The 25518-nt window shown below is 44.5% G+C and carries 33 protein-coding genes and 1 riboswitch; of the genes, 10 read left to right on the forward strand and 23 right to left on the reverse strand.

Annotated features, from left to right (window positions below; all coding sequences use genetic code 11):
• Positions 1-73: 73 nt before the first annotated feature.
• On the forward strand, positions 74-574 hold the full coding sequence (locus tag D4N35_RS00290; RefSeq protein WP_235870244.1) for a DUF309 domain-containing protein: 501 nt from the start codon (positions 74-76) through the stop codon (positions 572-574).
• Between the two features lie 227 nt (positions 575-801).
• On the opposite strand, the gene D4N35_RS00295 is transcribed toward D4N35_RS00290, so the two are convergent.
• The 16 genes from D4N35_RS00295 to D4N35_RS00370 form a co-directional block, all read right to left on the reverse strand.
• Entirely contained in the window at positions 802-1167 is a 366-nt protein-coding gene (locus D4N35_RS00295) for a GNAT family N-acetyltransferase (protein WP_120068181.1), read from the reverse strand.
• Between the two features lie 245 nt (positions 1168-1412).
• On the reverse strand, positions 1413-2732 hold the full coding sequence (gene lysA / locus D4N35_RS00300) for a diaminopimelate decarboxylase (protein ID WP_120068184.1): 1320 nt from the start codon (positions 2730-2732) through the stop codon (positions 1413-1415).
• A gap of 132 nt (positions 2733-2864) precedes the next feature.
• Entirely contained in the window at positions 2865-4352 is a 1488-nt protein-coding gene (locus tag D4N35_RS00305; protein ID WP_120068187.1) for a spore germination protein, read from the reverse strand.
• A 27-nt stretch (positions 4353-4379) separates the two neighbouring features.
• Positions 4380-4805 (reverse strand): stage V sporulation protein AB, encoded by a 426-nt coding sequence (locus D4N35_RS00310; protein WP_120068190.1) that lies wholly within the window; start codon positions 4803-4805, stop codon positions 4380-4382.
• Entirely contained in the window at positions 4792-5412 is a 621-nt protein-coding gene (locus tag D4N35_RS00315) for a stage V sporulation protein AA (RefSeq protein WP_120068193.1), read from the reverse strand. Before D4N35_RS00315 ends, D4N35_RS00310 begins: the two co-directional genes overlap by 14 nt.
• Positions 5413-5521: 109 nt before the next feature.
• Positions 5522-6283, reverse strand: a complete 762-nt coding sequence (sigF, locus tag D4N35_RS00320) for an RNA polymerase sporulation sigma factor SigF (RefSeq protein WP_120068196.1) — start codon at positions 6281-6283, stop codon at positions 5522-5524.
• Positions 6284-6295: 12 nt separating this feature from the next.
• Positions 6296-6736, reverse strand: a complete 441-nt coding sequence (spoIIAB, locus tag D4N35_RS00325) for an anti-sigma F factor (RefSeq protein ID WP_120068199.1) — start codon at positions 6734-6736, stop codon at positions 6296-6298.
• 2 nt (positions 6737-6738) lie between these two features.
• On the reverse strand, positions 6739-7089 hold the full coding sequence (gene spoIIAA / locus D4N35_RS00330; protein ID WP_120068202.1) for an anti-sigma F factor antagonist: 351 nt from the start codon (positions 7087-7089) through the stop codon (positions 6739-6741).
• 109 nt (positions 7090-7198) lie between these two features.
• Positions 7199-8362: a D-alanyl-D-alanine carboxypeptidase family protein gene (locus D4N35_RS00335; protein WP_120068204.1), complete on the reverse strand. Its 1164-nt coding sequence runs from the start codon at positions 8360-8362 to the stop codon at positions 7199-7201.
• A gap of 132 nt (positions 8363-8494) precedes the next feature.
• Complete coding sequence (deoB, locus tag D4N35_RS00340) at positions 8495-9691, reverse strand: phosphopentomutase (RefSeq protein ID WP_208646250.1); 1197 nt, start codon at positions 9689-9691, stop codon at positions 8495-8497.
• An 88-nt stretch (positions 9692-9779) separates the two neighbouring features.
• Positions 9780-10673 (reverse strand): site-specific tyrosine recombinase XerD, encoded by an 894-nt coding sequence (gene xerD, locus D4N35_RS00345; RefSeq protein WP_120068210.1) that lies wholly within the window; start codon positions 10671-10673, stop codon positions 9780-9782.
• Between the two features lie 8 nt (positions 10674-10681).
• Complete coding sequence (locus tag D4N35_RS00350) at positions 10682-10912, reverse strand: YqzK family protein (RefSeq protein ID WP_120068954.1); 231 nt, start codon at positions 10910-10912, stop codon at positions 10682-10684.
• A 353-nt stretch (positions 10913-11265) separates the two neighbouring features.
• Positions 11266-11748 carry a ferric iron uptake transcriptional regulator gene (gene fur / locus D4N35_RS00355; RefSeq protein ID WP_120068213.1) on the reverse strand — a complete coding sequence of 161 codons (483 nt, stop codon included), beginning with the start codon at positions 11746-11748 and terminating at the stop codon, positions 11266-11268.
• Between the two features lie 105 nt (positions 11749-11853).
• Positions 11854-12501 (reverse strand): stage II sporulation protein M, encoded by a 648-nt coding sequence (gene spoIIM, locus D4N35_RS00360; protein WP_120068216.1) that lies wholly within the window; start codon positions 12499-12501, stop codon positions 11854-11856.
• Between the two features lie 101 nt (positions 12502-12602).
• Positions 12603-13763, reverse strand: coding sequence for an endonuclease Q family protein (locus D4N35_RS00365; RefSeq protein ID WP_120068219.1), 1161 nt, complete (start codon positions 13761-13763; stop codon positions 12603-12605).
• Position 13764: 1 nt separating this feature from the next.
• Positions 13765-14313 carry an NUDIX domain-containing protein gene (locus D4N35_RS00370; protein WP_120068222.1) on the reverse strand — a complete coding sequence of 183 codons (549 nt, stop codon included), beginning with the start codon at positions 14311-14313 and terminating at the stop codon, positions 13765-13767.
• A gap of 67 nt (positions 14314-14380) precedes the next feature.
• On the opposite strand from D4N35_RS00370, the gene mciZ reads away from it, so the two are divergent.
• From mciZ to D4N35_RS00390, 4 genes are all read left to right on the forward strand, one after another.
• Positions 14381-14518, forward strand: a complete 138-nt coding sequence (mciZ, locus tag D4N35_RS00375; RefSeq protein WP_235870245.1) for a Z-ring formation inhibitor MciZ — start codon at positions 14381-14383, stop codon at positions 14516-14518.
• 48 nt (positions 14519-14566) lie between these two features.
• Positions 14567-15487, forward strand: coding sequence for an aldo/keto reductase (locus D4N35_RS00380; protein WP_120068228.1), 921 nt, complete (start codon positions 14567-14569; stop codon positions 15485-15487).
• Between the two features lie 236 nt (positions 15488-15723).
• Positions 15724-15810: riboswitch (cyclic di-GMP riboswitch) on the forward strand.
• A 29-nt stretch (positions 15811-15839) separates the two neighbouring features.
• On the forward strand, positions 15840-15965 hold the full coding sequence (locus D4N35_RS00385) for an anti-repressor SinI family protein (protein ID WP_120068231.1): 126 nt from the start codon (positions 15840-15842) through the stop codon (positions 15963-15965).
• Between the two features lie 92 nt (positions 15966-16057).
• Positions 16058-16378, forward strand: coding sequence for a helix-turn-helix domain-containing protein (locus tag D4N35_RS00390; RefSeq protein WP_120068233.1), 321 nt, complete (start codon positions 16058-16060; stop codon positions 16376-16378).
• 434 nt (positions 16379-16812) lie between these two features.
• On the opposite strand, the gene sipW is transcribed toward D4N35_RS00390, so the two are convergent.
• The 3 genes from sipW to D4N35_RS00405 all read right to left on the reverse strand — a co-directional run bounded on the left by sipW (position 16813) and on the right by D4N35_RS00405 (position 18834).
• Positions 16813-17376 carry a signal peptidase I SipW gene (gene sipW, locus D4N35_RS00395; RefSeq protein WP_120068236.1) on the reverse strand — a complete coding sequence of 188 codons (564 nt, stop codon included), beginning with the start codon at positions 17374-17376 and terminating at the stop codon, positions 16813-16815.
• Positions 17373-18104, reverse strand: coding sequence for a hypothetical protein (locus D4N35_RS00400; RefSeq protein WP_120068239.1), 732 nt, complete (start codon positions 18102-18104; stop codon positions 17373-17375). Before D4N35_RS00400 ends, sipW begins: the two co-directional genes overlap by 4 nt.
• A 145-nt stretch (positions 18105-18249) precedes the next feature.
• On the reverse strand, positions 18250-18834 hold the full coding sequence (locus D4N35_RS00405) for a CalY family protein (protein ID WP_120068242.1): 585 nt from the start codon (positions 18832-18834) through the stop codon (positions 18250-18252).
• 237 nt (positions 18835-19071) lie between these two features.
• Between D4N35_RS00405 and D4N35_RS00410 the strand changes: the two genes are divergently transcribed.
• Complete coding sequence (locus D4N35_RS00410) at positions 19072-19401, forward strand: helix-turn-helix domain-containing protein (RefSeq protein WP_120068244.1); 330 nt, start codon at positions 19072-19074, stop codon at positions 19399-19401.
• Positions 19402-19421: 20 nt separating this feature from the next.
• Positions 19422-19583 carry a DNA-binding anti-repressor SinI gene (sinI, locus tag D4N35_RS00415; RefSeq protein ID WP_120068247.1) on the forward strand — a complete coding sequence of 54 codons (162 nt, stop codon included), beginning with the start codon at positions 19422-19424 and terminating at the stop codon, positions 19581-19583.
• 32 nt (positions 19584-19615) lie between these two features.
• Here the strand turns inward: sinI and D4N35_RS00420 are convergent, their stop codons facing one another.
• The 3 genes from D4N35_RS00420 to D4N35_RS00430 are packed head-to-tail and all read right to left on the reverse strand — an operon-like array spanning position 19616 to position 22195.
• The gene (locus tag D4N35_RS00420) at positions 19616-20278 is read right to left on the reverse strand and encodes a 3-oxoacid CoA-transferase subunit B (protein WP_120068250.1); all 663 of its coding nucleotides are present in this window, start codon (positions 20276-20278) and stop codon (positions 19616-19618) included.
• A gap of 16 nt (positions 20279-20294) precedes the next feature.
• Positions 20295-20984 (reverse strand): CoA transferase subunit A, encoded by a 690-nt coding sequence (locus D4N35_RS00425; RefSeq protein ID WP_120068253.1) that lies wholly within the window; start codon positions 20982-20984, stop codon positions 20295-20297.
• A gap of 14 nt (positions 20985-20998) precedes the next feature.
• Positions 20999-22195 carry an acetyl-CoA C-acetyltransferase gene (locus D4N35_RS00430; protein WP_120068256.1) on the reverse strand — a complete coding sequence of 399 codons (1197 nt, stop codon included), beginning with the start codon at positions 22193-22195 and terminating at the stop codon, positions 20999-21001.
• 204 nt (positions 22196-22399) lie between these two features.
• Between D4N35_RS00430 and D4N35_RS00435 the strand changes: the two genes are divergently transcribed.
• From D4N35_RS00435 to D4N35_RS00445, 3 genes are all read left to right on the forward strand, one after another.
• Complete coding sequence (locus D4N35_RS00435) at positions 22400-23053, forward strand: 5-bromo-4-chloroindolyl phosphate hydrolysis family protein (RefSeq protein ID WP_120068259.1); 654 nt, start codon at positions 22400-22402, stop codon at positions 23051-23053.
• Positions 23050-24228 (forward strand): toxic anion resistance protein, encoded by a 1179-nt coding sequence (locus D4N35_RS00440; RefSeq protein WP_120068262.1) that lies wholly within the window; start codon positions 23050-23052, stop codon positions 24226-24228. The genes D4N35_RS00435 and D4N35_RS00440 overlap by 4 nt, the downstream gene beginning before the upstream one ends.
• A 69-nt stretch (positions 24229-24297) precedes the next feature.
• Entirely contained in the window at positions 24298-25200 is a 903-nt protein-coding gene (locus D4N35_RS00445) for a hydroxymethylglutaryl-CoA lyase (RefSeq protein ID WP_120068264.1), read from the forward strand.
• 22 nt (positions 25201-25222) lie between these two features.
• Here the strand turns inward: D4N35_RS00445 and D4N35_RS00450 are convergent, their stop codons facing one another.
• Complete coding sequence (locus D4N35_RS00450; RefSeq protein WP_120068267.1) at positions 25223-25516, reverse strand: iron-sulfur cluster biosynthesis family protein; 294 nt, start codon at positions 25514-25516, stop codon at positions 25223-25225.
• Positions 25517-25518 lie beyond the last annotated feature (2 nt).

Here is a 25518-nt window from a genome sequence, read left to right on the forward strand (position 1 = left end):
ATTTTTTAGATAAGCCACCCTTGTATATGTTACACTGTGTTATGAAGCTATTGAATCGGAAGGAGCACCACTGTTGATTTTTCCTTTACCATATATTGAATTTCTCTCCCATTTTCATGGGGACAGAGATTTTTTTGAATGTCATGAAGTTCTCGAAGAGCATTGGAAGAAGAGCGGAATGGAAAAAAACTCTGTATGGATCGGCTTGATCCAAATCGCCGTAAGTTTTTACCATTACCGCCGGGGAAACAAAAAAGGTGCCGTCAAGATGATGGAAAAAGCCATTGAAATTTTAAATAAAAAAAGGGCCGAGGTTCATTCTTTAGGAATCAGCTACGAGCACCTGCTGTCGATCCTGATCAGGAGTTGCCGGGATATGCAGCTGGGGGCGCCCTATCAGCCCATCAGCCTTCCTATACAGGATTCCGAATTATTGGCCGTTTGCAAGGAACGTGTACGATCCCTCGGATTTGAATGGGGCGGCAAGGATGATCTCAATGAATACATCATCCATAAGCATATTGCCAGGAAACGTCCGTTGACAAAAAACCGCCTTGAAAAAGCCTTTAAATAAGAACAAAGGCGGAAGCGCCTGTTTATCGACGTACAGACTGGAGCGCTTCTGACGAGATAAAGGAAACACGCGCAGCGGAGCGGAGCGATGTTGACTTATCGTAGGAAGAAGCGTGAAGTCTGCTAGTCGATAGGCGCTGGAGCCGGACGCAGCACTAAGTGACAAATAAGTTACTAACAACCTGAGCATTTTATAATTTCTAAGCAGCAATAGTAAAACCCGGAGAATTATTCGTCCGGGTTTTCTTCATTCAAACAGCATTTTTCAAAAAATGCCGATGTATCTTCGTTTGGACACAGCTTTTTGTCCGCATGGAGCTGTTTTAATGCTTTTACCATACTCTGTCCTATTCCTTCATGCCGGTGAGAAGGAGTGACACAAATATGCTGGATCCTGATTGTATCCTCTTCAATAATGGCACCAACCAGTCCAATGATATCATCTTCTGCTTTCCACAGGTAAAGCTGCCAATTTTCGCCTTCTTCATATTGTTTCATCGTTTGCTGCAGCTTCTTCAGGTCTTTTTCATTCGGCATGAACGAAAGAAGGCCCATTGCAATTTTTTCAAAGGCTTTTTTATAGCGAATTAACATCATTTACCCCTCATCACTTTTCGAATAGTATTTTATTTATTTGGCACAATAAAAAGCCAATAAATCAATCCCCATACGAACGCCAGGGCAAAAAGGACAATAAACAAAATAACGTTGTTATTGCGCAATAACAAACACTCCCGCCAATAATGATGATCAGTTTTAAATATTATAACATTTAATCCAACACCGACCATTTTACCGGTATTCACCGTTTAACGCAAATGTTTGTCCGTTTTGAAACCTTAAATAGTTGACTTTTCACTAAGCGGGACATCCAGCCGGACGAGATCCTCATATGATTCCCTTTTGATCACAGCGCGGCTTTTTCCATTTTCCACGAATACAACCGGGGGCCTGGGAATACGATTATAATTGTTCGCCATGGAGTAGCCATATGCTCCGGTACAGAAAACAGCCAAAATATCATTTGTTCCCGGTTCGGGGAGCGGCAGGTCCCATATAAGCATGTCGCCTGTTTCACAGCATTTGCCAGCGATCGATACTACTTCATCATGCTTGTCAAGCGGCCTGTTTGCAAGTACCGCTTCGTATTTGGCGTCGTATAAAGCCGGCCTGATATTGTCAGTCATACCGCCGTCAACCGCCACATACTTTCTTACATTCGGGACATCTTTCCTGGAACCGATCGAATATAGGGTTGTGCCCGCCTCTCCTACTAGCGACCTGCCGGGCTCAATCCAAATTTCAGGCATCGGCAGCGACAAACGCTCTGTTTCTTTTCTCACTTCAAATATCATTTCTTCGACATACTGTTCAGGCGAAAGGGGTGTATCCTCTTCTGTATAACGGATGCCAAATCCGCCTCCAAGGTTTAGAACCCGGGAGATAAAACCATATTCGTCATTCCATAGGCTTAATTTTTCCAAAACTTTTCTTGCAGCAAGCTTAAATCCGGAAGTTTCAAAGATTTGTGATCCGATGTGACAATGGATCCCCAGCAAATTCAGATACTCGCTATCCAAGCAGACAGCAAGTGCAGTCTCGGCCTGGCCGTTTTCCAGATCAAACCCAAATTTCGAATCTTCCTGCCCTGTGAGGATATAATCATGAGTATGGGCCTCAATTCCAGGGGTCACACGGAGCAATATATGAACGTTTTGCTTTCTTTCCTGGCACAGATGATGGAGCATATGAAGTTCATGGAAATTATCAACAACAATGCAGCCGATATTGTGATCCAACGCCATTTCCAGTTCTTCTTCACTTTTGTTGTTTCCATGAAAATGGATTTTTTCTACAGGGAATCTGGCAGCAATAGCCGTGTACAGCTCCCCGCCGGAGACCACATCCAGGGAAAGGCCCTCTTCATGGACAAGCTGAAGCATCGCGATGGACGAGAAGGCTTTGCTTGCATAGGCGACCTGCGCATCGACCCCATGCTTTTCAAACATCTTTTTAAAAGAACGCGCACGAGTCCTGATCAATTCTACATCGTAAACGTATAAAGGGGTGCCATATTTTTCAACCAATTCCACTGTGTCGCATCCGCCAATTTCAAGATGGCCTTCATCATTGATTGATGCGGTTCCATGTAAGTACATCTCTTTCCCTCCAAACGGATATCTATAATAATAAAGCAACCGGATGTCACCGATTGCTTCACCAAATAAACAAAAATCAAAAAATAAGTAAGCACTACTTTATCATATTTTATGTCTTTTAGCAACGGGATGTCACGGCTTGTTCTCCGGCTGCCGGAATCTGTTGCGGGGATGGACGATGCTCGGCCGAAGCTTGCTTCCCGGAACCGGCCTCCGAATGAGCACCTGGATAAAGGCAATCGGATTGAATGGGATGAACGGCCACATGTATGGCGCGTTTAGCGGTCGCAACGATATCAGATACAACATATAAACTGTACACCCTACGATGAATCCCGGCACTTTAAACAGGGCAACGGCAATCAACAAAATCATTCGGAAGATTTTATTCGCAACACTCAATTCGTAGCTGGGAGTAGAAAACGTTCCAATCGCCGCAATCGAAACATACAGGATCACTTCGGAATGGAACAGTCCGACATCTACAGCAATCTGTCCAATCAAAACGGCTGCAATCAAACCCATCGCCGTCGATAACGGGGTGGGGGTATGGATGGCTGCAATTCTTAAAAATTCTATTCCCAGATCGGCAATCAGCAATTGAATGATCAAAGGAACGTCGGATTCTTTATTCGGTCCTATATAAGCAAGCTTTTCAGGAAGAAGGGAAGGTTCCAATACGAATAGAAACCATAGCGGCAATAAAAATATGGAAGCCCAAATTCCAAGAAACCTTGTCCATCTCACAAATGTCCCCACAGCGGAAGACTGGCGGTATTCTTCAGCGTGCTGGACATGGTGGAAAAAAGTAGCCGGCGTGATCATCACGCTGGGGGAAGTGTCAATGAAGATCAGTACGTGGCCTTCCAAAAGGTGGACGGCTCCAACATCTGCCCTTTCCGTATACCGGACAAGGGGGTAAGGATTATATCCCTGCTTCATTAAATACTCTTCTACCGTCTTATCAGCCATGGAGATTCCGTCGATATCGATGCTGGAAATTTCCTTCCTGATCGTTTCAACCAACTGCGGGTTTGCCACACCATCGATATAGCCGATCGCAATATCCGTTTTTGAGCGTTCGCCCACTTTAAACATTTCAAATCTTAAATTCTCATCCCTTATCCTTCTTCTTGTCAACGCGGTGTTGAGAACAATGTTCTCCACATAGCCATCCCGCGACCCCCTGACAACTTTCTCAGTATCTGGTTCCTCCGGCTGTCTTCCGGGATAGTTGCGTACATCGATAATCAGAGCGCACTCCTCGCCCTCCACAACGATTGCCAACAGCCCGGACAATACCTGGTCAGCCATCTCATCAATAGTCTTTACAACTTCAACCGATTCGTGGATAAGCCTGTTCCGGATAATTTCAAAAACATTTTTGGACGGCCGTTCATGTTCATTCAAATTGACAAGCTCTTTAACTAATTGAATGATATATAACGACTCGCAAAGACCGTTTACGTAATACAATTGCACATTGGTCTTCAATATAACCAATTTTCTCTGGCCGATATCAAAGCTTGTCCCAAGCCCTACCCTTTCTTTGAAGTATTGCTCCAACCTGTCCAGTTCATGGGGAATTTTTTTGAAATTTTTTCCTGCTTTTTTTTCCATTCAGGGAGCTCCTTTCCACAGGCAGCTTCAATAATTCACAAAAACCAACCATTGAAATAAAGAACCTGCCACCTTTCCGATGACGAGGGCCATCAGAAGACTGATAATCAATCCTTCCATCCCGATCCTCTTCGATAGAATCGGCAATACATTCAGCACTTCGGTAAGAGCCGCCGCAAGCATGCCGATAAAAATGCCGCTGGCAAGTCCGATGGGAATCAAAAAACATGCGCCTACCGGGAATGAAAAGTTATTTAAATCCGCAAAACTGGCCGCAACAACACTGATAACGACCGACCATTCATAGAAACGGATATATTTTCCGGTTTTTGTAAGCTGAGTGATCCGTGGAATAACGCCAAGTACGGTTAAAAATGCGACAAATCCTATTCCAACGGCAATGCCCCCTGACAGGCCCGCAAATACGGATGCAACAGCTTTAATAGTCGTCACTGTATTTCGTGCTTTCTTTATGCTTATTTAGAACAACATATTGATCAAGGTCCTGCTGATAATTGAACATCTCTATTTCCAATGGACTGGGCTCCTCATTGATCCTTTTCTTGAATAGATGGTTAAAGAACAGAATCATGCCTAACCCAAGCCCAAGTGAATAAGGAATCTGGACAATATATGGAGTGGTATTCATCTTCCCTGTCATCATCCAGTAAATTTTTTGATGCATCGCCTGCATGCTTGTTTCCTCATGGAAGTTCATAATGGCCAGTCCGGAGCCGACGAAAAGCAGCAGCCAAACGAGAACAAACAAAAGGAAAGGAGCTGTCTTCCTCTTTTCCGTTATTTCAAAGATTGTTTCCGACGGCCCGATGACCTGGATATCCGAGTCGGGATACCGGCTCTTTATTTTATTGATGACATTCATGACATCGAGGACAATAAATTTTTTCTCAACTTCGGAAGTATTCGAAAGCACCACCATTTCATAGAGATTATTCATTCCCTCCGGGACAATGATCTGCGCCATATCTCCCAGCTTCACGCTGGCGCCCTTTTGAATTGTCAGGCGATGCTTCATTTGAATGTATACTGTCTTCTCCATCATTCCACATCCCGCATTGCTGTTTGTCTGTTTTTTATTATGCTACATTCCAATTCAACCATTCATTTATTTAGAAGGTGTATTCATATAAAAAAGCGTATGGACCCGGCTAAGTGGTATCCATACGCTCTTTCATCTGTTCAAGTATTTTCTTTTCAAGCCTTGACACCTGTACTTGCGAGATTTCCAGGCGTTTTGCGACCTCAGACTGTGTCTGGTCTTTATAATACCTCAGGTAGACAATGAGCCGTTCCCGCTCATCAAGCCCGCGTATCGCTTCTTCGAGGGCAATTTTATCAAACCATTTATGTTCATCCTGATCTGACAGCTGATCCATCAACGTAATGGGATCACCGTCATTTTCATAGACTGTCTCATGGATGGACGCCGGAGTGCGCCCTGCGTCCTGGGCCATGATCACATCTTCCAAAGACACATCAAGATGCTCTGCGATTTCTGAAACAGTGGGCACTCTCCCATGTTTCTTCGCAAGCTCATCCTTTGACCTTCGGATTTTATTGCTCAGTTCTTTTAATGAGCGGCTTACCTTTACCGTGCCGTCATCGCGGATGAACCGCTGAATTTCCCCGATAATCATCGGAACGGCATAGGTTGAAAATTTGACATCATATGACAGGTCAAACTTATCAACGGATTTCAATAAACCGATGCTTCCGATCTGGAATAGGTCATCGGGTTCATAACCCCTGTTTAGAAAGCGCTGAACGACCGACCAGACAAGCCTCATGTTTTTTTCAACAAGGATATCCCGGGCTTCCTGGTCCCCGTTCTGGCTTCTCTTGATATATTCCTTTACCTCGTCATCTTTCAGATATGATGTGTTTGAGTTTTTTTTAAGTTCCACATCCATAGGCGCGGCTCCTTAATTGCACAACGCTTTATTTTTCGTCAAATACTTGATTAGACGAATGGTTGTGCCTGTCCCAGGGTGGGATTGTATTTCCAAGTGGTCGGTGAAATTTTCCATAATTGTAAAACCCATTCCGGACCGTTCCATTTCCGGTTTTGTTGTAAATAACGGCTGCCTCGCTTCATCAATGTCCGCGATGCCGACCCCTGTGTCTTTTATGACCAGGTCAACTTTTCCGTCTTCTATGACAGCTGAAATATAGACAATTCCTGCCGGGTTCTGTTCGTAACCGTGTATGATTGCGTTTGTAACAGCCTCAGACACCACTGTCTTGATTTCTGTCAGCTCATCCATAGTCGGGTCCAGCTGGGCAATGAATGCGGCGACTGTCACTCGGGCAAAGGATTCATTTTGGCTGAGCGCACTGAACTGAATTTGCATCTCGTTTCTCATTGTTAGGCAACCCCCAATCTTTCAAGCGCAAATTTTTCAGAAGACTCCAAGCGGACGATTTTGAATAAACCCGACATTTCAAATAATCGTTTGACTGGCGGAGAAATGGAACAGACGACCATTTCTCCCTTCTTCAATTTAATTTGCTTATATCTTCCGAGGATTACCCCCAGCCCGGAACTGTCCATAAAAGATAGCTTTTCCAGGTTCAGGACGATGTGCAAAATATTGTGAGCTTTCATTGCCTCTGTGATCTCATCCCGCAGATGTTCCGCCGTATGGTGGTCCAGTTCGCCGGAAAGCCGGATGCATAGAACGTCTTGCTTCACTTCCATGTCAATCTTCAATCCCACATGCAAGGCCTCCTTATGTGTCGTATAATGAGTCAATTCTACCTCCATGCACCCGAATCCTTCTTCATGACAAAACTAGAACCTATTCGCTAATATTATAGAATTTTCATCATTTTGACTGTGTAAAAAGTCCGAAGGACCTTTTATACAGCTGCCACCACGAAGCTTTCTTAACACCTTTTTCCGCGACCAAGTCGGACTCGGCCAGTTTCTTTCCATCCTTCTTAATAATGATCTTTCCGATGATTTCACCCTTTTTAATTGGGGCTTTCAAGTTTTTTTTCAGTTTCAGCTCAGTGGAAAAATCCTTCGCTTTCTCACCTTTTTTTGTCAAGAGGGAAACCGGTTCGCCGGTCTGTGCGTTGATCTCTTTGATATTCCCTTTGCTCACCTTCACTTTTCCAAGATTCTCGCCTTTTTTATAAAGGGAGTGAGTGGCATATTGGGAGAAAGCATAGTCAAGCATTTTGGTTATCTGTGCATTCCTGCTTTTGGATGTCGGAGCACCAAAGACAACCGCAATGACCCGCATGCCATCTTTTTTCGCCGTGGCTGTGAGGCAGTACTTCGCTTCACTTGTAAAGCCTGTTTTTAAGCCGTCGACTCCGGGATAAAATTTGACAAGTTTATTTGTATTGACAAGCCAGAACTTCTTGTCTGAATCTTCTCTCAAGTAGGATTCATAAAGCTTTGTAAAATCGGTGATTTCCTCATGCTTCAAAAGCTCCTTTGCCATAATCGCCATGTCATGGGCGGTGCTGTAGTGGTCCTTTACTGTCAGGCCTGTCGTATTTTGGAATTTGGTATTTTTTAAGCCCAATTCTTTTGCACGTTCGTTCATTCTGGCAACAAAAGCCTCTTCGCTTCCTGATACTTTTTCCGCCAAGGCAACGGAAGCATCATTGGCTGAAGCGATTGCAATTCCAAGCAGCATTTCTTTTACCGTCATCTCTTCGCCAGGCTCAAGAAAAATCTGGGAACCGCCCATCGAAGCGGCGTACTCACTCGCCCGCACTTTTTCATCCATGCTAAGCTGTCCACTGTCGAGCGCCTCCATGATGAGCAGCATCGTCATCACCTTTGTCATCGAAGCCGGCGGCAGTTTTTCATGGCTGTTCTTCTCATACAGAACCTTTCCTGTATCCCTTTCTATTAAAATCGCCGACCGAGAATCGTCCGACAGCTCTTTTTGCTTCTCCTCCGCCGATACCGGCTGTATTGCCATTGAGAATATGAGCAAGAAAGAAAAAAATATACCGGCTAACCTTTTCATCCTAACCCCTCCATTTGTTATGATAAAAAACGGTAATGTTTACCAACTATCACCATTGTCTCCCGGAAAGGTTTTTTTATACTTTTGTTTTTTACAAAAAAAAGCCCTGCGGTCATAAAACCGCAAGGCCGATCATTTTTCAATTGTCAATTCGGAAAGGAAGCTATCTCCCGCACCGTTCCAGCCTATGCCAAAATTATGTGCTATCGTTGCCCCTACATCGGCAAATGTTTTTCTGACCGGCAGCTCCCTGCCGCCATCAAAACGTTTGGAATATACAAGCAGAGGCACGTATTCCCTTGTATGGTCTGTCCCATGATGTGTAGGGTCATTGCCATGATCCGCCGTAATGATCAATAAATCATCATCCTGCATTCTTTCGAAAACCTCAGGCAGCCGTTTATCGAACTGTTCCAGTGCAGCCCCATACCCCTCCGGGTCCCGCCTATGGCCAAATTTGGCATCAAAATCGACAAGATTGATAAAGCTGATACCCGTGAAATCTTTTTCCATTACCTGAACGAGCTTGTCCATGCCGTCCATATTGGACTTGGTCCTGATTGATTCCGTAATTCCTTCGCCATCATAGATATCGTGAATTTTCCCAATGGCTATCACATCAAAGCCATTGGATGACAGCTCATTCATCACTGTCCGTCCAAACGGCTTCAAAGCATAATCATGGCGATTGGCTGTGCGCTGGAAATTCCCGGGCGATCCGATAAACGGGCGCGCAATCACCCGGCCGACCTTATATTCCTCGGCAAGTGTAATTTCTCTCGCCTTTTTACAAATTTCATACAGCTCAGCAAGCGGAATGACTTCTTCATGAGCGGCAATCTGCAATACAGAGTCTGCAGACGTATACACAATCAACGCACCTGTTTTCATATGTTCGGGACCAAGGCGTTCAATAATTTCCGTCCCGCTCGCAGGTATATTTCCAATGACCGTCCTTCCTGAAGCCTTTTCGAGGCGTGTGATGAGCAATTCGGGAAATCCGTCCGGGAACACTTTAAACGGGTGGCTTGTAATGAGCCCCATGATTTCCCAGTGGCCGGTCATCGTATCTTTCCCCCTTGATGCCTCCTGCATTTTTGTATAAAATGCAAGAGGCTTTTCAACCTTCTCTATCCCTTTTATTTCCCTAATATTGGACAAACCGAGCCTGCCCATATTGGGCATGGCAAGTCCGTTTATTTTCTCCGCGATATGGCCCAGTGTATCTGCCCCGATATCATCGAAATCCTTCGCATCCGGCGCTTCACCAATCCCTACAGAATCCAGTACAATCAGGTGAATCCGTTTATATTGAGAACTTTCCACCATTATCCCTCCGAATCAAAAGCTAAATATTTTCTAATGGTATCATACCCGTTTACACAGTTTAAAAAAACCGCTTTTGAGTCAAGCGGTTTTAAGCGCGAGGATGATACTGTTTGTAAACCTCTTTCAGTCTTGTTTTGGAAACGTGTGTATATATCTGTGTCGTTGAAATGTCGGCATGGCCAAGCATTTCCTGAACAGCCCGCAAATCCGCACCATTTTCAAGGAGGTGGGTTGCGAATGAATGCCTTAACGTATGCGGCGTCAATTCCTTTTCAATATTGGCCTTGGCAGCAAGCTTTTTCAAGTTTTTCCAAAAACCCTGTCTTGTCAGCCGTTTGCCATGATGATTTAAAAATAGCGCATCGGTTCTATTTTTCTCTTTCCGCAGCTTTGGCCTGGCGTCTCTTAAATAGTGCTCGATTGCGTTTGCTGCCTCCGTTCCGATTGGAATGATCCGTTCTTTGTTTCCTTTTCCCCTGCACCTGACAAAGCCGATGGCCAAGTGAATGTCATCCAGGTTCAAATCCAGAAGCTCACTGATCCGTGTACCTGTCCCATATAAAAGCTCAAGCATCGCTTTGTCGCGGATTCCAAAAAGAGTGGAAAGGTCCGGAGCTTCAAGCAGGGATTGAACATCAGATACGGAAAGGACTTTCGGCAGATTTTTTTCCTGCTGCGGCGTTTCAATATGTATCGTGGGATCATGCCCGGCAGCCTTTTCACGTAAAAGGAACTGGTGAAACGACCGTATGGAAGCGATATGCCGGGCAAGCGTCCTGCTGGATTTGCCTTCAGCTTTCAGCTGTCCCAAAAATTGTATAATATGCATGCGGGCAATGTCCTCAAAACTGTCGATTTTCAATATGTTTTGGATATAGGCAAGATAATTCACCAAGTCACGTTCATAAGCCTTCACCGTGTTTTGGGACAACCCTTTTTCCACAATCATAAAATGAATAAAATCCTGCAGGCGGTCTTTCATATACTTACCTACTCCCCATTCGAATAAAAAAACAACAGGCGGGAGAGCCAATCACTCTCCTCATCACTCCTGTGCTGCTGTATAACCTTGACAGCCGTTCCCTCGGGCTCGTCGTATCTCCGGTAATTTTCATATTCCTGGCTAACCCATATAATACCATAGTAGAACATGATCGTACATGCCGCAAAAAGCAGAAATACCCTGACCACCTGGAATATCATCCTAGCCGCGTTCCTCATCTTCATCAAACCCTTTTTAAGTATTCGGACTGCTTGTACCAGTAATACATGATATGCAATAAATGTCCGCGTTTATACGTATCGGGGAATATTATTGATGAATAAGAAAAGCGCAAGCGCCCGTTTAGCGACGTACAAACTGGAGCATTCCGCAATGAGATAAAGGAAACACGGCGACGAAGGAGCCGATGTTGACTTATCGTAGTGGAGGAGTGCGAAGTTTGCTAGTCGCTGGGCGCTGGAGCTGGACAAAGCACAATAATTTTATACGAATATCTTTGAAAAAATTTATACATTCTTTCCTTTTAACAGAAAACGCCCATCCCTTCGATACAAAGGATGGACGCTTAGTTTCATTTTTTTTTGCCGGCTGGCGGCTCTTTCCGTTCGTTCTCCGCTTTATCCTGACAGCGCCAACAAATGCCGTGAAATGTCAGCCTGTGATCTTTAATTTTAAAATTAAAATCATGTTCAACTATTTTTTCAACATCTCCGAGAAGATCTTCCTGTATCTCATCAACCGTTCCGCACTCAATGCAAATAAGGTGGTGATGGAAATGATCGGCACCTTCCTGCCGCAGATCATACCTGGAAACCCCGTCTCCAAAATTAATTTTGTCGACCACTTTCAATTCAGTCAAAAGCTCAAGGGTCCTATATACTGTTGCAAGGCCGATGTCCGGAGATTTGTCCTTGACCAGCAAATAGACATCTTCCGCACTCAAATGGTCGTCCTCATTTTCAAGCAACACCCTAACCGTGGCTTCACGCTGGGGAGTAAGCTTATAGCTTGCGGAATGCAATTGTTTCTTAATCCGATTAATGCGACTTTCCATCAGACGATCCTCCCTCGCCACTATCCATTTTATTATAACAGACAGTGAACAATAATCAAATTAAAATTATTATAAAAATGGGAGGTTTACAGTCGAAAATAACTATCATTTAGCGATTGAAGCGATGATGGATTTCATCAGTGCCGGTGCAATGAACGCCTCAATGCTCGCTGCAAGCGTGATCACGGCCATAGTTGCTATAAAAGACAAGAAATAACGCGCAAATTCCGGAACAAAATGAAATGAGAAACCCTGCCTTATAAAAATTTTTCTCATGAGCTTAATTGAGAATGCCGTCGAAATGACAGCGATAAAAATGTATACAGGGATAAACAGCAGATTTTGGGGCAGCAAGGTCACAAAAGCAAGGAGCAGGCCGTTCCAGCCCATCTGATTCACAAGAAATCCGACAGAGAATCCGACAACGACCCCTTTTAAAAATAGCAGAATCAAAATCAAAGGAAACCCGATGATTGAAATCCCAAGCACCCACATCAATCCGGTGAATTTCACATTATGGAAGAAGCTGAGTTTTAAAAGATCTTCAGCCTGCCCGGTTTTTCCATCCGCCACTTGTCCAAAAAAATGATTCAAGTAATGAAAAAGATCTTCCTTCTGTGCGATTGACAGACTATTGACAATGACTGCTCCGAAAATGATGCCCATGATGAACAGTACCATGATGAATGAATAGATGGGAGAATAGGTTTGAATGTGTCGAGTAATATGGCTGGTATAGAATTTTTTCCGCATATGCTGCTTCCTCCTGTTCTGCGATTGATACATCTTATGAGAGAAAAGCAATGCATATGACTCGTTTCTATCTATCATTCATTATTTTTCAGTATCCTCTATCATTTCGCAACTTTTCCGTAGCGTCCTCCTCCTCCTTCTTCCAGCTGCAATTCTCCTGATCTGGCTTTCACAATCAAATCCGCCAGCCCGCCTTTCACCACCTTTTTCAATTCGCCTTCGGACACTCGATGCAGTATATTCATTTCCGATCCAAAATGGCTGTAAAGCTTTTCCTTTGTTTTGGCTCCCAGGCCGGGTAAAAAGTCAAGCGGCACTTGATGGATATAAGGCGGCCTTTTGGGGGGAGTGGTACGTTCATCAGCCAACTCTGCAATCCTCTCCGAAACCCCTTTTGTAAACTTTTTCGAACCACAATTTGGACATGTGTCTCCCTGCTTCAATGTGAAACACTTGGCACATGCTGTCCGGTAGTATTTACCGAGAAATGGATTAAGGCCGTAATTTTCGTCAATTGAATTCCCATCCATACCATGCAATGCTTTTTTGACTGCGCTGAAGGTTGGTGCTTCAAGAGTCATTTTTTGATATTCCCTGGCCATCTTGGGCAATGAATGTGCATCGGAGTTAGAGACAAAAGTAAATCCGTGCAGCTCCCCGATCCGGTCAGCCATCACCGTATTGGAGCTTAGTCCAAGTTCCACGCCGTCTATTAATTCCGGGTCCAGAACTTCCTTCAACGATTGCTTCACACCCTTTCCGTACAGGCTTTTGAACGGAGTGAAGACATGGGCGGGGATGAACAGGCCTTCCAATGACTTTACTTTCTCTTGAATATTGACAGCTTTTTCATATACCCGCTGTGTACTGAGCTGCAGGTTCGTAACACGCATTGAAAGCCAGCGGGAAAATTCCTTCAGCTGTTTGAAGCCTGGGAAATAGGCCAGCAGATGAATCGGGCCATTGCAGTTCTCATCAAGGACTTCCATTTCAGTGCCGGGAATCAATGTCACTTCATTCTCAAACCGGAAACCCCCTTCTTCCATTTCAATTAAACGGCCCTCTTCACAGAGCTGTTCCATTTCTGCAATCACTTCCGGAGAATGGCAATCGATGACTCCAACAATGTTCAGCCCTTTGGGAAACTTGGCTGTTTGCAGGATATTGGTCAGTGTCAGGGTTTTAGCTGCGGTGATTTTTACCGGCTTTCCCGTAAAAGTCCTGCCTATATGAATATGCAGGTCTACAAAATACTCATTCATATCATATCTTCTCCATCAACTGTAAATATTGAACGGCAAACACGGTTTTGGCATCATAGATCCGTTCATTTCTTATACACTCAAGCGCTTCTTCAAGCGTAAGTTCAAACAGTTCAACAAATTCATCTTCATCGCCATCCGCCGGATTTTCCACCTTTTCCAGCCCGGTCGCCAAATAGAGGTGAATGATTTCATCGGCAAAACCGGGAGACGTATAAAAAGAGGAGATATATTCCATTTTACCGGCACGATAACCGGTTTCCTCCTCGAGCTCCCTTTCCGCTGTAGCCGCCGGTTCTTCCCCCGGCTCCAATTTCCCGGCAGGAATTTCAAGCAATGATCTTTCCAATGGTTTTCTATATTGTTCCACCATGACGATTTTATTTTCATCCGTCAATGCAATCAGGGCAACAGCGCCGGGATGGCGAACAATTTCACGTTTTGACAGCTTCCCGTTTGGAAGTTCCACTTCATCCACTTGTACGCTGATGATTTTCCCTTCAAAAATTGTTTCCGTGCTTACTGTTTTTTCCTCAAACTTCTTCACCATGTTCAGCTCCTTCGTTCTATTTCATTAGCTGGTAATCATACATTTTACCATACATCAGGGAGGGATCATGATGAGAGTGAATATTGGTGAAGACCGAATTATTTTGTCTGGAAAAGCATGGGAAATCCAAGCTCTGCTTCGAAAATATGCAAAAAAGCATAAGCTGGTAAAAGATTGGCTGGAGTCCTGCACAATAATTGAATAATGGAGCCGTCTTTAGATAAAATAGACAATTGAGAAAGGCGGGATATGAATGGAAAAACGCAGGCTTGGGAAATCAGACTTATTTGTATCAGAAATGGGGCTTGGCTGCATGTCACTTGGAACAGATTCCGCCAAGGCCGAAAAAATCATAAAAACGGCACTGGATGAAGGCGTCAACTATTTTGATACCGCCGATTTATACGATTTCGGCGTAAATGAAGAAATAGTGGGAAAATCACTCGGGCCGATACGGGACCAAGTGGTTATTGCCACAAAGGTCGGGAACCGCTGGACAGAAAAGAAAGACGGATGGAGCTGGGATCCTTCTAAAAAATATATAAAAGAAGCGGTGAAAAAGAGTCTCAAGCGGCTTGGCACAGATTATATTGACCTATACCAACTGCACGGCGGGACCATTGATGACCCGATCGATGACACCATCGAAGCTTTTGAAGAATTGAAGTCCGAAGGCCTGATTCGCCATTACGGAATATCTTCCATCAGGCCAAACGTCGTCCGGGAATACGCAGCCCGTTCTTCCATTGTTAGTGTTATGATGCAATACAGCCTTCTGGACCGGCGTCCGGAAGAAATTATGCCGATGCTTTCGGAAAGTGGAATAAGCGTTGTCACAAGAGGATCTGTGGCAAAAGGCTTATTAAGCGATAAGATGCTGGGATTGAAAGAAGATCAATGGGAAGGCACGGAATATCTGGATTACTCTTCAAATGAGATCAAGGAACTGATAGAGAGCATTCAAGCCAAACTTTTACATGCCAGGACCCTGAATGAATTGGCGCTTCAGTTCAATTTGGCAAATCAGGCAGTTGCAGCTGTTGTTGTTGGTGCCAGCTCTATTGAGCAACTGAAAGATAATGCGCGTGCAGTCAACTCTCCTTCATTATCAAAGGAAGAACTGGCATTTCTTCAGCTTGCTTCAAAAGAAAATCATTATTCGGCCCATCGCTGAAAAATTTCGTTCGCCAAACTTTTACCTTTTTTCTAAAATTTCAACATATATTTAATATGATTATTGAAGTATAATGGTAATATAGAATCAATTTTTCCTTCTCCGGAATTTTTCCAGGACAAATCGACAGCTTTTTTCATAGATATGCTTAAGATTTGACTCGTTTCGCCGCTCTTCGACGACGACATTTTTTTCAGGACTATGACTTTGGAAACGCTTATACTTAGATAAACACTTAGCGAAAAAGGCAAATCTGTTCGAAAGTCAGAGACGCAAAGCCACAGGCCTAAGGTCAATTTGACTATGGCGGCTGGGTTACCCGAATACAATTGCGTATTTATGGGAGGTAACAATGAAAAAATCAGTCGTAACGAAACAGGAAAAACTGGACAAGGAATGGGTAGAGCTTATATTATTTGCGCTAGGTACAGGAATCAGTCCCCGGGAGATCAGGGAATTTTTTAGAGAACGCCAATAATACATAATAAGAAATTCGCCAACCGGGAATTTTGCGCTATTCATAATCTTTTATTATGTGTTATAATGGGTAAAGAGTAGGTGACTGTGTAGATGATAGGTCAACGAATAAAAGATTATCGGCTTCAAAAAAAATTATCATTATCCGAATTGGCCGAAAGAGCGGGTATTGCCAAATCCTATTTGAGTTCGATAGAGCGCAATATCCAGTCCAATCCGTCCATTCAAATACTGGAAAAACTTTCATCTGTGCTCGATGTTCCCGTCCATGTTCTCCTTCACGGGGAAACAGGTGAAATTGAATTGGACCACGATTGGGAAGAGCTGGTTCGCGAAGCAATGTCTTCAGGCATCTCAAAAGATGAATTCCGCGAGTTTTTGGAATTCAATAAATGGAAAATGAAGAACAAATAAACGTTCCGTGGCGATGATTCGTCTGGGCGTTTTTATTTTTGTGAAAAATGGTGAGCGCAGTTCATCGATAATTGCTCATAAGAAAAGCGCAAGCGCCTTGCCCATCGACGTACAGACTGGAGTGCCTCCGACGAGATAAAGGAAACACGGCGAGGAACGAGCCGATGTTGACTTATCGTAGGAAAGCTACTACTTGGAATAGCCTCGTGTGATGCTTCCTCGAGTTGGCGTCGTGCAGCTTTGCGACGAGGTGAGCCAAACATCCTCGAATAAGCTACGCCGCAGGAGCACACCAGGTGCGAAGTCTGCTAGTCGATAGGCGCTGGAGCTAGACAACAAAAGGCTTTGTTCAAAATTTTAAAGCTAAAACATCTTATTCTTTCTTACTCATAAATATAAAACGCTGGCCGGCTTGGCAGCGTTTTTTTATTCGCCTATGTCGTTTTATTGACCGTTTTTTCTTTGGGCTCCAATTGTCTGATGGCACTCCAGATTGTAAAACCTGAGTAGCCCAAAAGTAGAAGTCCCGGAAGGATAAGAAGCAGTGCACTCCCCTCTTTTGACTGGGCAAAACTGACGAAGTAACCGACATATGGAACAGTGATTCCCGTATATTCCGCGACGACATTTTCGGAAAGTACAGGCTCCATGTCTGCAGCGTTGTTATTATCGCCTTTCGTTGTATACATGACATGCTTTCCGCTGTTATCCACTTCCACTACTCTGTGAGTGACCAGTGTATTCTCATCTTGCATGAAGGTGAGGACGTCCCCTTCCTTAAAGCGGGTCATATCTCCTCCGGGCTTAACTGCAATAACCGAACCCGTTTTGATTCCCGGCTCCATCGAGCCTGACAGGACGGATTTCAATTGATAGCCAAGAAATTGAGGCTCTCCGCCTGAGGCTTTTGATGATATGACCAAAAAGACCATAAGGATAAAAATAAGGAACAATATAGCGCTGATCGTATTACTGATAATCTTCCAAACTAATTTCATTCTTCTTCATCCTTTACTGAATTGGAATTTACAGGCGGTTCCTTAACCGCAGGCGGTTCGGGTTCCGGTTGTGATTCCGGCTTGGGTTCCGCAGCAGGAGCAGTTGGCTTTGATTCAGGTGCCGGCTCTGTCTCCTGAGGCTTATTGTCATTGTCAGCAGGGGGTTGCGGCTTTTCTGCCGGTTGTACCGGCTCAATTGGTTGTGACGGCTCTTTATCTTTTTTCTCATTGTTTTCAGGTTTTGGTGGTTGTTTTTCTTCTACGTTGGGATTATCCTCATTTGCTTTCTCTTGGAGCTCTTGTTCGTTATCTTCTTCCTTATGTCCTTCCGGCTTTTCACATGCCACGGTAACTTTCTTTAGAAATTGACTTGGATGTTTTCCTTCCTGATATACCTTGAATGTATAAATTCCGGGCTCACCGGCCTTATATGTCAGCAATACACTTTCTCCAGGCTTTAATTCTTTCACCTCATGCGGGCCTTCTGATTCATCAATTATTACCCAAGATCCCTTTTCCGTTCTATATTTTCCTTGATTCGTAAACTTCGCTTTCAGTTCAACTGGGTCACAACTTTCAATCTCATTATCCCCAACTGTTAAGCTGACATCTGTCTGCATCCACGGAACCGGCCACGTCCCTGCCCGGATCTCTCCTGCTAGCTCCTTCGAATCTGTGAACTCTGCCAAAGTAGGTGAAACGAAAGTGGCAGCAGCAAACACAGACATATACCAAAACGCTCCGGCCTTTCCAGCTCTTCTCAATTTTTTGTTTCTTTTGCCGTGTGTTCTTAAACGTGATTTCCTAATGGAGTCCACCTCCCATGCTCGTGCCTAAATTATAAAGAAAGGCGGGAGTGCCCGCCTATGAATGTTATTTATTTTCACCTTTAGTTTGCTTTGCATCGAATGTCCACTTTAATTCAAGTTTGTCTCCTTGGAAGATATTTTGATCTTGACCATTATCTACAAACTCAAATTGAACATACAATCTATTTTCCTCACCGGCTTTGATTCCTTTTTTAAATACACTTTCAACCTTTTCTCTCAGTAGATCAGGGCTGATCTCTTTTAATTCGGCTAAAGTTGTAGACCAAATCGGAATGGAATCGTTACTGGCATTGTGCATAAAATTCACCCTGATATGCTTACCGAAATCTTCTCCGCCGTTGTCACCCTTGGCATCAACAACTTCATAGCTGGTGATCAGGTCCACAGCCCCGATATCCAGGGTTCCTCCATTTTTTAATTTAAAGTTCCTAAACATTTTGTCGCCCGGCTTAATATTTTCAACATTAATAATAGATGTTGGGTCTACAGCCAAATCCAGCGTTCCTGCTGCAAATGTATTATTGGTCGCTTCTACATCACTAAAATACGCGAACGTTCCTCCCCCCACAAGTGCGATCCCCAATGCCGCCGATGCTACTCCCATACCCAACTTCTTTTTGATACTCATACCAATCTCCTCTTTCCCTTTTTGTTTTTCCTTTCGTTCTTTATAACGAATGGTTGGTTTGATTATAGTTCAAATGGCCTGATTATAAAAACTTCAAATTTCGCCGTTTATTCTTAATTAAGAACTAAAATCTCACAAATGCAACCGTTTTCTCTTTTTTTCTTACTATTTCTCGACTTTATTAAGAACATTTTGTTCCCTATAATGAACATAACGATTGAAAGGTGGTAATGTTATGTGATTGGGCTGCATATTAAAGAACTTAGAGAACAGCAGGGATACTCGCTTTCAAAACTTGCAGAAAAGGCCGGCATATCAAAGTCTTATTTAAGCTACATAGAACGGGACATGCAAAAAAATCCTTCACTTCAGGTTCTCTCCAAAATTGCCCGCCCTCTCGGAGTTACAGTTGAACAGCTTTTGCAGGAAAGTATCCAAAAAGAAATCAAACTGGATAATGAATGGAAATTACTGGTACAAAAAGCAATACACGCCGGAATGAAAAAAGAGGATTTTCTGGAATATTATGAGTTCATTCAATTTAAAAACCGCCACAAAAAAAGATGATTTCTAAGGGGGATGCCAATATGGGTGAGTATAAAGGGGACAGTCAATATCTTGATCTGGATTACGAATGGGTTTTGCTGCTGAAAGAAGCCAAGCAGTTGAACATGAGAAAAGAAGAGATTCGAATATTTTTTAAGAGTAAAGGAATTGAACGCGAGCTGTTAAAAACTGAAATGAAATAGAGCCTGGTTTTTGGCAAAACCAGGCTCTATTTCTAATACGCATCCATGATAACATCCTCACTGACTTCAAGTTCCGGCTCCGTCGTCTGCTTAATATCACCGACGGAATATCCCTTTGCCACTTCCTTCAGCACCAGTCCGTTTTCCGTTACATCTATCACAGCGCGATCCGTGATAATCCGGTCAACCACCTTCTTGCCTGTCAATGGCAGCACACATTCGTTTAATATTTTCGGATCGCCGTTTTTGTTGACATGTTCCATGATCACGATGATTTTTCCGGCGCCGTGCACAAGGTCCATCGCTCCTCCCATGCCCTTGATCATTTTGCCGGGAATCATCCAATTGGCCAGGTCACCGTCTTTGGAAACTTCCATCCCGCCCAGAATAGCCAGATTCACATGTCCTCCACGAATCATGGCAAAAGATTCAGCACTGTCAAAATAGGCAGCTCCCGGAATGGCAGTCACCGTTTCCTTCCCGGCGTTGATCAAGTCGGCATCCACTTCCAGTTCCGTCGGATAGGGCCCGATTCCGAGCAGTCCGTTTTCCGACTGAAGTACCACCTGTTTGTTGTCTGAAATATAGTTGGCCACCAAAGTCGGCATTCCAATGCCGAGATTTACATAATATCCGTCCTTTATTTCCTTTTCCGCTCTTCTGGCAATTTTTTCCCTTATGGCAGCTTTACTCAATTTGCCAACCCCCTTTCTATGATCTGACTGTCCTTCTCTCAATCCTTTTTTCAAGCTCTCCCTGTATCAATCCCTGGACATAAATGCTCGGGGTATGAATGGAGTCAGGCTCCAGCTCGCCGACCTCCACCAGGCTTTCAACCTGCGCAATCGTCACTTTCCCTGCAGCCGCGATCATTGGATTGAAATTCCGGGCAGTCTTTCTGTAGACGAGATTGCCCATCTTATCTCCTTTCCAAGCATTGACAAGGCTGAAATCCGCCGTCAGCGCCTCTTCCAGCACATATTCCTTTCCATTAAATTCACGGATTTCCTTCCCTTCAGCAATGGGTGTGCCAACTCCTGCGGGTGTATAAAAAGCCGGAATTCCTGCACCGCCGGCACGGATTTTTTCCGCAAGAGTCCCCTGGGGAGTCAATTCCACTTCGATTTCCCCCGCCAATACCTGACGTTCGAACTCCTTGTTCTCCCCTACATATGAGCCGATCATTTTTTTGATCTGCTTATTTTGAAGAAGAAGGCCCAGCCCCCATTCATCCACTCCGCAGTTATTCGAAATGACGGTTAAATCCTTCACTCCCTTATCAACAAGTGCCATTATCAGGTTTTCCGGAATCCCGCACAGGCCAAATCCCCCGACCATCAGGGTGGAACCGTCACTGATATCAGCCACCGCTTCCTGAAATGTTGCAAATATCTTTTTCATTCCGCCAGCCTCCCTTAAAGTTGTTCCGCCAGTTCAACGATGGTTGCCACTCCCTGGCCCCCGCCGATGCAAAGCGTGGCAAGCCCCCTTTTTGCCCCTCTTCTTCTCATCTCATGCAGGAGTGTAACCAGTATTCTCGCTCCGCTGGCGCCGATCGGGTGTCCAAGTGCGATCGCCCCTCCATTGACATTCAGGACGGACTTATCAAAATTCAATTCCCTGTCCACCGCAAGCGATTGGGCTGCAAATGCCTCGTTTGCTTCGATCAGCTCCATATCATCCAATGAAAGACCGGTCTTTTGAAGTGCCTTTTTCACAGCCGATACAGGCCCGATTCCCATAATGCCCGGATCAACCCCGGCATTGGCATTGGCACTGATAAAAGCAATCGGTTTTACGCCAAGTTCATCCGCTTTTTTTCTTGACATGACGACAACAGCGGCAGCTCCGTCGTTGATGCCGGATGAATTTCCGGCAGTGACGCTTCCGTCCTTTTTAAATGCGGGCTTTAAACCTGCAAGCTTTGCAGCAGTCGTACCTTTACGCGGATATTCGTCCGTATCAAAAATAATCGCCTCGCCCTTTCTCTGCGGAATTTCAATTGGAACAATCTCCTCTTTAAATCTCCCTTCCTCGATCGCTTTTACCGCTTTTTCCTGGCTCAATGCAGCAAATTCATCCTGTTCTTCCCGGCTGATATTATATTTTTCACATAAATTTTCAGCCGTGACCCCCATATGATAATCATTGAAAACGCAGGTAAGACCATCGCTCGTCATACTGTCAACAATTTTTTGGTCACCCATTTTGAAGCCTTCCCTGGCATTTTTCAAAAGGTACGGTGCCTGGGACATATTCTCCATTCCTCCGGCGACAACAATTTCCGCATCACCGGCCAAAATAGCTTGGGCAGCCAGATGGACAGCCTTCAAGCCTGATCCGCATACCTTATTGATCGTCATAGAGGAAACGCTTTCAGGAATACCCGCCTTCATTGCCGCCTGGCGCGCCGGGTTTTGCCCGATCCCTGCTTGGAGAACATTCCCCATTATCACCTCATCCACATCTTCCGGTTTAACTCCTGCCCTAAGCAGTGCCTCTTTGATGGCTGCCGCTCCCAAATCAGGGGCTGGTGTATTTTTCAATGTTCCCAGAAAACTTCCAATTGCTGTCCGGACTGCACCGACAATCACCACTTCCTGCTGGCTCATTTTTTTAGCCTCCTTTGAATAGTACCTACTGTAACTTTTTCGTGAAAAGTTACAGAAATCCTCTTTTTGATAAAGGAATGGTTGAAAACCGGCACTCGGTCTTTCAATAAATCTTTGAATTCCTTATAATGAAGATAATGAAACTTCTATAGATGACAACCGTATTTAAAGATATAAGCAAGTATGGACAGGAGTGGATGCAGCTTGAAATCAGTTTTTTCTTTTTTTCTGGGGATGTTAGCTACTGCTGAAGCAGTTCTTATATGGCTTATTTTGTTCTTGGGCTTTGACATGGGCTTTCTTGCGTCTTCAGGCATCTCGATCCTGGCGGGCTTTTTGACATTCTACGGGGTCAAGTTCGTCTCAGACTACCGGTTTTTAAAAAAGAACAGGCTGACCAGAAAAGAGTATGCCTACATCCAGAAAAATCTGCAGGAAGCCAAAAAGAAGCTGACGCGCCTGCAAAAATCATTTTTTTCCGTCAGGACGATGGGAGCCTTCAAGCAGCTGTATGAACTAAACAGACTGGTGAAAAGGATGTACTCCATTGTCAAAAAAGACCCGCGCAGGTTTTACCAGTCGGAGCGCTTCTTCTTCTACCATCTTGACTCGGTTGTGGAAATATCTGAGCGGTATGCGCGGCTTGCTGCCCAACCGGTGAAAAATGATCAAATCTATCTATCGCTGAAAGAAACGCAAAGCACTCTCGAAGATCTGAATGAATCCATTAAAAAAGACATTTACCATGTATTGTCAACGGATGTAGATGAATTACAATTCGAGTTGGATGTTGCAAAACACTCGCTGAAAAAATTGGAATACCACCCCCTTGATGATGAAAGGAGCACGAAAGAATGAGTGAACCATTGAATGAAAAAGTATTGAAAGACGAATTTACGGATGGATTGGATGATCTGCTTGCCAATCCGTTCGGGGAGCAGGAGCTTGCCCTGGAGCCGCAATCGGCGGAGCCCGCTGCCCCCAAGCCAGCCAAGCTTGTGGATGCCCTGCCGGAAGAAAGCAGAAAACGGGCATTGGATCTTGCAAAGCAAATTGATCCTTCCAATCATCAGGCGATCATCTCATATGGTACGCAGGCGCAGTCACAGCTTCTCAATTTTTCAAGCTCCATGCTGGACCATGTTCAAAATAAGGATATCGGGCCGATTGGCGATATTTTGAATGAATTGATGGGGAAACTGAAATCCATTAATCCCGAAGAGCTTTCACCAGAGAAAAAGAACTTTTTCTCGAAAATGTTCGGCAAAATATCGAACTCCATCCAGGAAACGATGTCAAAATACCAAAAAACCGGCGCCCAGATCGACCGGATCAGCGTGAAGCTGAATCAATCAAAAGATGTGCTTATTTCAGATATACAGATGTTGGAGCAATTGTATGAGAAAAACAAAGAATATTTCCATGCATTGAATATTTTTATTGCAGCGGGCGAGGTAAAGCTTGAGGAGATTCGGACGGAAACGATTCCTGCCCTGAAGAAAAAGGCGGAAGCCTCAGGGGACCAGATGGCATTTCAGGATGTAAATGATATGATCCAATTTGCCGACCGGCTTGAAAAAAGGCTGTATGACCTTAAATTAAGCAGGCAAATAACGATTCAAAGCGCCCCGCAAATCCGGATGATCCAGAACACGAACCAGGCTTTGGCCGAAAAGATCCAAACATCGATTGTGACGGCCATCCCGCTTTGGAAAAACCAAATTGCGATTGCACTTTCCCTTTTCCGCCAGCGGCAGGCTGTTGAAGCACAGAAACAGGTATCAAAAACAACGAACGATTTGCTTCTTAAAAATGCTGAAATGCTTAAATCCAATACGTTGGAAACAGCCCGGGAAAACGAGCGCGGCCTTGTCGATATCGAGACTCTGAAAAAAACACAGGCCAGCCTGATCTCCACGCTGGAAGAAACGATCAAGATCCAGGAAGAAGGCCGGACGAAACGCGCCCAGGCCGAGCAGGAGCTTGTCACAATGGAAAACGAATTGAAGCAAAAGCTGCTTAGCTTAAAATGACCAACAAAACCTAACAACACCACGAAAAGCCGGATACGCATAATCCGGCTTTTCTGGCTTAGGGAGGGTATTTACGTGAATTTACCAAAAAATGTGACCATTATTGAAGTCGGTCCCAGAGACGGCCTTCAGAACGAACAAAGTTTTGTGGATACCGATGTGAAGAAAGAATTCATCCGGCTGTTGGCGGCTTCAGGAATCAAAGAAATGGAAATCACTTCCTTTGTTTCCCCCAAGTGGGTTCCGCAAATGCGCGATGCTGCTGAAATCGTTCATACCGCCCCTGACGGGGTCAGAAGCATCGTGCTGGCTCCAAACCGCCGCGGCGTTGACCGGGTGAGGGAAACCTCCGTCAAATCGGTTGCAGTATTTGTAGGCGTCAGCAACACCTTCAACAAGAAAAATATCAACAAGCCGACGAAAGAAAGCATGGAGGAATTAAAACCTGTCATATCCGAATTGAAAAAGAAGAACTATTTCGTCAGGGCCTGTATTTCTACCGCCTTTTATTGCCCTTATGAGGGAAAAATAGCGGAATCCGATACAGTATCGCTCTGCCGGGAATTTGCAGAAGCCGGTGTGGATGAGCTGAGCGTGGCTGATACGATCGGCATGGCTGTGCCGACCGAATCATTTTCACTTTTTTCAAAGGTCAAAAAGGAACTTCCTGAACTGATGGTTGCGGCTCATTTCCATGATACTAGAAAGACAGCCTTGGCCAATATTTTTGCCGCACTGCAAGCGGGCATCGACCGCTTTGATACATCAGCAGGCGGACTCGGCGGCTGCCCTTTTGCTCCTGGAGCTACCGGAAACGTGGCAACGGAGGATGTCGTCTATATGCTGCAGCGCATGGGAATCGATACGGGAATCGACCTTGACAAACTGACTGAAGCGATTGACCTGATCGCTCCTGCCGTCTCCAGGCCAATCAATACCGGCTATTATCAATTGGCCGGTACATCCAGCTAATCGAGCAGGCTCATTCTGCCGTTCAAGATTTCAGCGGCGCTGGCAAGTTGGTAGGTATGACTCTGTTCAGAAAAATCAATTTCAAGATGATCATCAAAAAAATAAGCTTTGATTTCTCCACCCACACAGGCATTTCGTTTGTCTGCACCGATATCTCGTCACTTCCCCTCTCTTGCTTATCCATAAGCCTGAGGGTGGGAATGCCGCTGAGGGAGCAGCCATCGATGTCATACATCAGCTTCAGGTCCAAATCCCTGCCTGCAAGCTTTTTTTTGATTTGATTGGCTGCTTCGGGAGTTAAGGTAATGTTGACCATTT

The organism is Siminovitchia fortis (assembly GCF_003605365.2).
Classification (GTDB): domain Bacteria; phylum Bacillota; class Bacilli; order Bacillales; family Bacillaceae_C; genus Siminovitchia; species Siminovitchia fortis.

Bases quoted from the DNA above. Each gene is read 5' to 3' on its own strand.
- D4N35_RS00295 (WP_120068181.1), bottom strand. From the start codon at position 1,167: ATGTTAATTCGCTATAAAAAAGCCTTTGAAAAAATTGCAATGGGCCTT.
- lysA (WP_120068184.1), bottom strand. From the start codon at position 2,732: ATGTACTTACATGGAACCGCATCAATCAATGATGAAGGCCATCTTGAA.
- D4N35_RS00305 (WP_120068187.1), bottom strand. From the start codon at position 4,352: ATGGAAAAAAAAGCAGGAAAAAATTTCAAAAAAATTCCCCATGAACTG.
- D4N35_RS00315 (WP_120068193.1), bottom strand. From the start codon at position 5,412: ATGGAGAAGACAGTATACATTCAAATGAAGCATCGCCTGACAATTCAA.
- sigF (WP_120068196.1), bottom strand. From the start codon at position 6,283: ATGGATGTGGAACTTAAAAAAAACTCAAACACATCATATCTGAAAGAT.
- spoIIAB (WP_120068199.1), bottom strand. From the start codon at position 6,736: ATGAGAAACGAGATGCAAATTCAGTTCAGTGCGCTCAGCCAAAATGAA.
- D4N35_RS00335 (WP_120068204.1), bottom strand. From the start codon at position 8,362: ATGAAAAGGTTAGCCGGTATATTTTTTTCTTTCTTGCTCATATTCTCA.
- deoB (WP_208646250.1), bottom strand. From the start codon at position 9,691: ATGGTGGAAAGTTCTCAATATAAACGGATTCACCTGATTGTACTGGAT.
- xerD (WP_120068210.1), bottom strand. From the start codon at position 10,673: ATGAAAGACCGCCTGCAGGATTTTATTCATTTTATGATTGTGGAAAAA.
- D4N35_RS00350 (WP_120068954.1), bottom strand. From the start codon at position 10,912: ATGAGGAACGCGGCTAGGATGATATTCCAGGTGGTCAGGGTATTTCTG.
- fur (WP_120068213.1), bottom strand. From the start codon at position 11,748: ATGGAAAGTCGCATTAATCGGATTAAGAAACAATTGCATTCCGCAAGC.
- spoIIM (WP_120068216.1), bottom strand. From the start codon at position 12,501: ATGCGGAAAAAATTCTATACCAGCCATATTACTCGACACATTCAAACC.
- D4N35_RS00365 (WP_120068219.1), bottom strand. From the start codon at position 13,763: ATGAATGAGTATTTTGTAGACCTGCATATTCATATAGGCAGGACTTTT.
- D4N35_RS00370 (WP_120068222.1), bottom strand. From the start codon at position 14,313: ATGGTGAAGAAGTTTGAGGAAAAAACAGTAAGCACGGAAACAATTTTT.
- mciZ (WP_235870245.1), top strand. From the start codon at position 14,381: ATGATGAGAGTGAATATTGGTGAAGACCGAATTATTTTGTCTGGAAAA.
- D4N35_RS00380 (WP_120068228.1), top strand. From the start codon at position 14,567: ATGGAAAAACGCAGGCTTGGGAAATCAGACTTATTTGTATCAGAAATG.
- D4N35_RS00385 (WP_120068231.1), top strand. From the start codon at position 15,840: ATGAAAAAATCAGTCGTAACGAAACAGGAAAAACTGGACAAGGAATGG.
- D4N35_RS00390 (WP_120068233.1), top strand. From the start codon at position 16,058: ATGATAGGTCAACGAATAAAAGATTATCGGCTTCAAAAAAAATTATCA.
- sipW (WP_120068236.1), bottom strand. From the start codon at position 17,376: ATGAAATTAGTTTGGAAGATTATCAGTAATACGATCAGCGCTATATTG.
- D4N35_RS00400 (WP_120068239.1), bottom strand. From the start codon at position 18,104: ATGTCTGTGTTTGCTGCTGCCACTTTCGTTTCACCTACTTTGGCAGAG.
- D4N35_RS00405 (WP_120068242.1), bottom strand. From the start codon at position 18,834: ATGAGTATCAAAAAGAAGTTGGGTATGGGAGTAGCATCGGCGGCATTG.
- sinI (WP_120068247.1), top strand. From the start codon at position 19,422: ATGGGTGAGTATAAAGGGGACAGTCAATATCTTGATCTGGATTACGAA.
- D4N35_RS00425 (WP_120068253.1), bottom strand. From the start codon at position 20,984: ATGAAAAAGATATTTGCAACATTTCAGGAAGCGGTGGCTGATATCAGT.
- D4N35_RS00430 (WP_120068256.1), bottom strand. From the start codon at position 22,195: ATGAGCCAGCAGGAAGTGGTGATTGTCGGTGCAGTCCGGACAGCAATT.
- D4N35_RS00440 (WP_120068262.1), top strand. From the start codon at position 23,050: ATGAGTGAACCATTGAATGAAAAAGTATTGAAAGACGAATTTACGGAT.
- D4N35_RS00450 (WP_120068267.1), bottom strand. From the start codon at position 25,516: ATGGTCAACATTACCTTAACTCCCGAAGCAGCCAATCAAATCAAAAAA.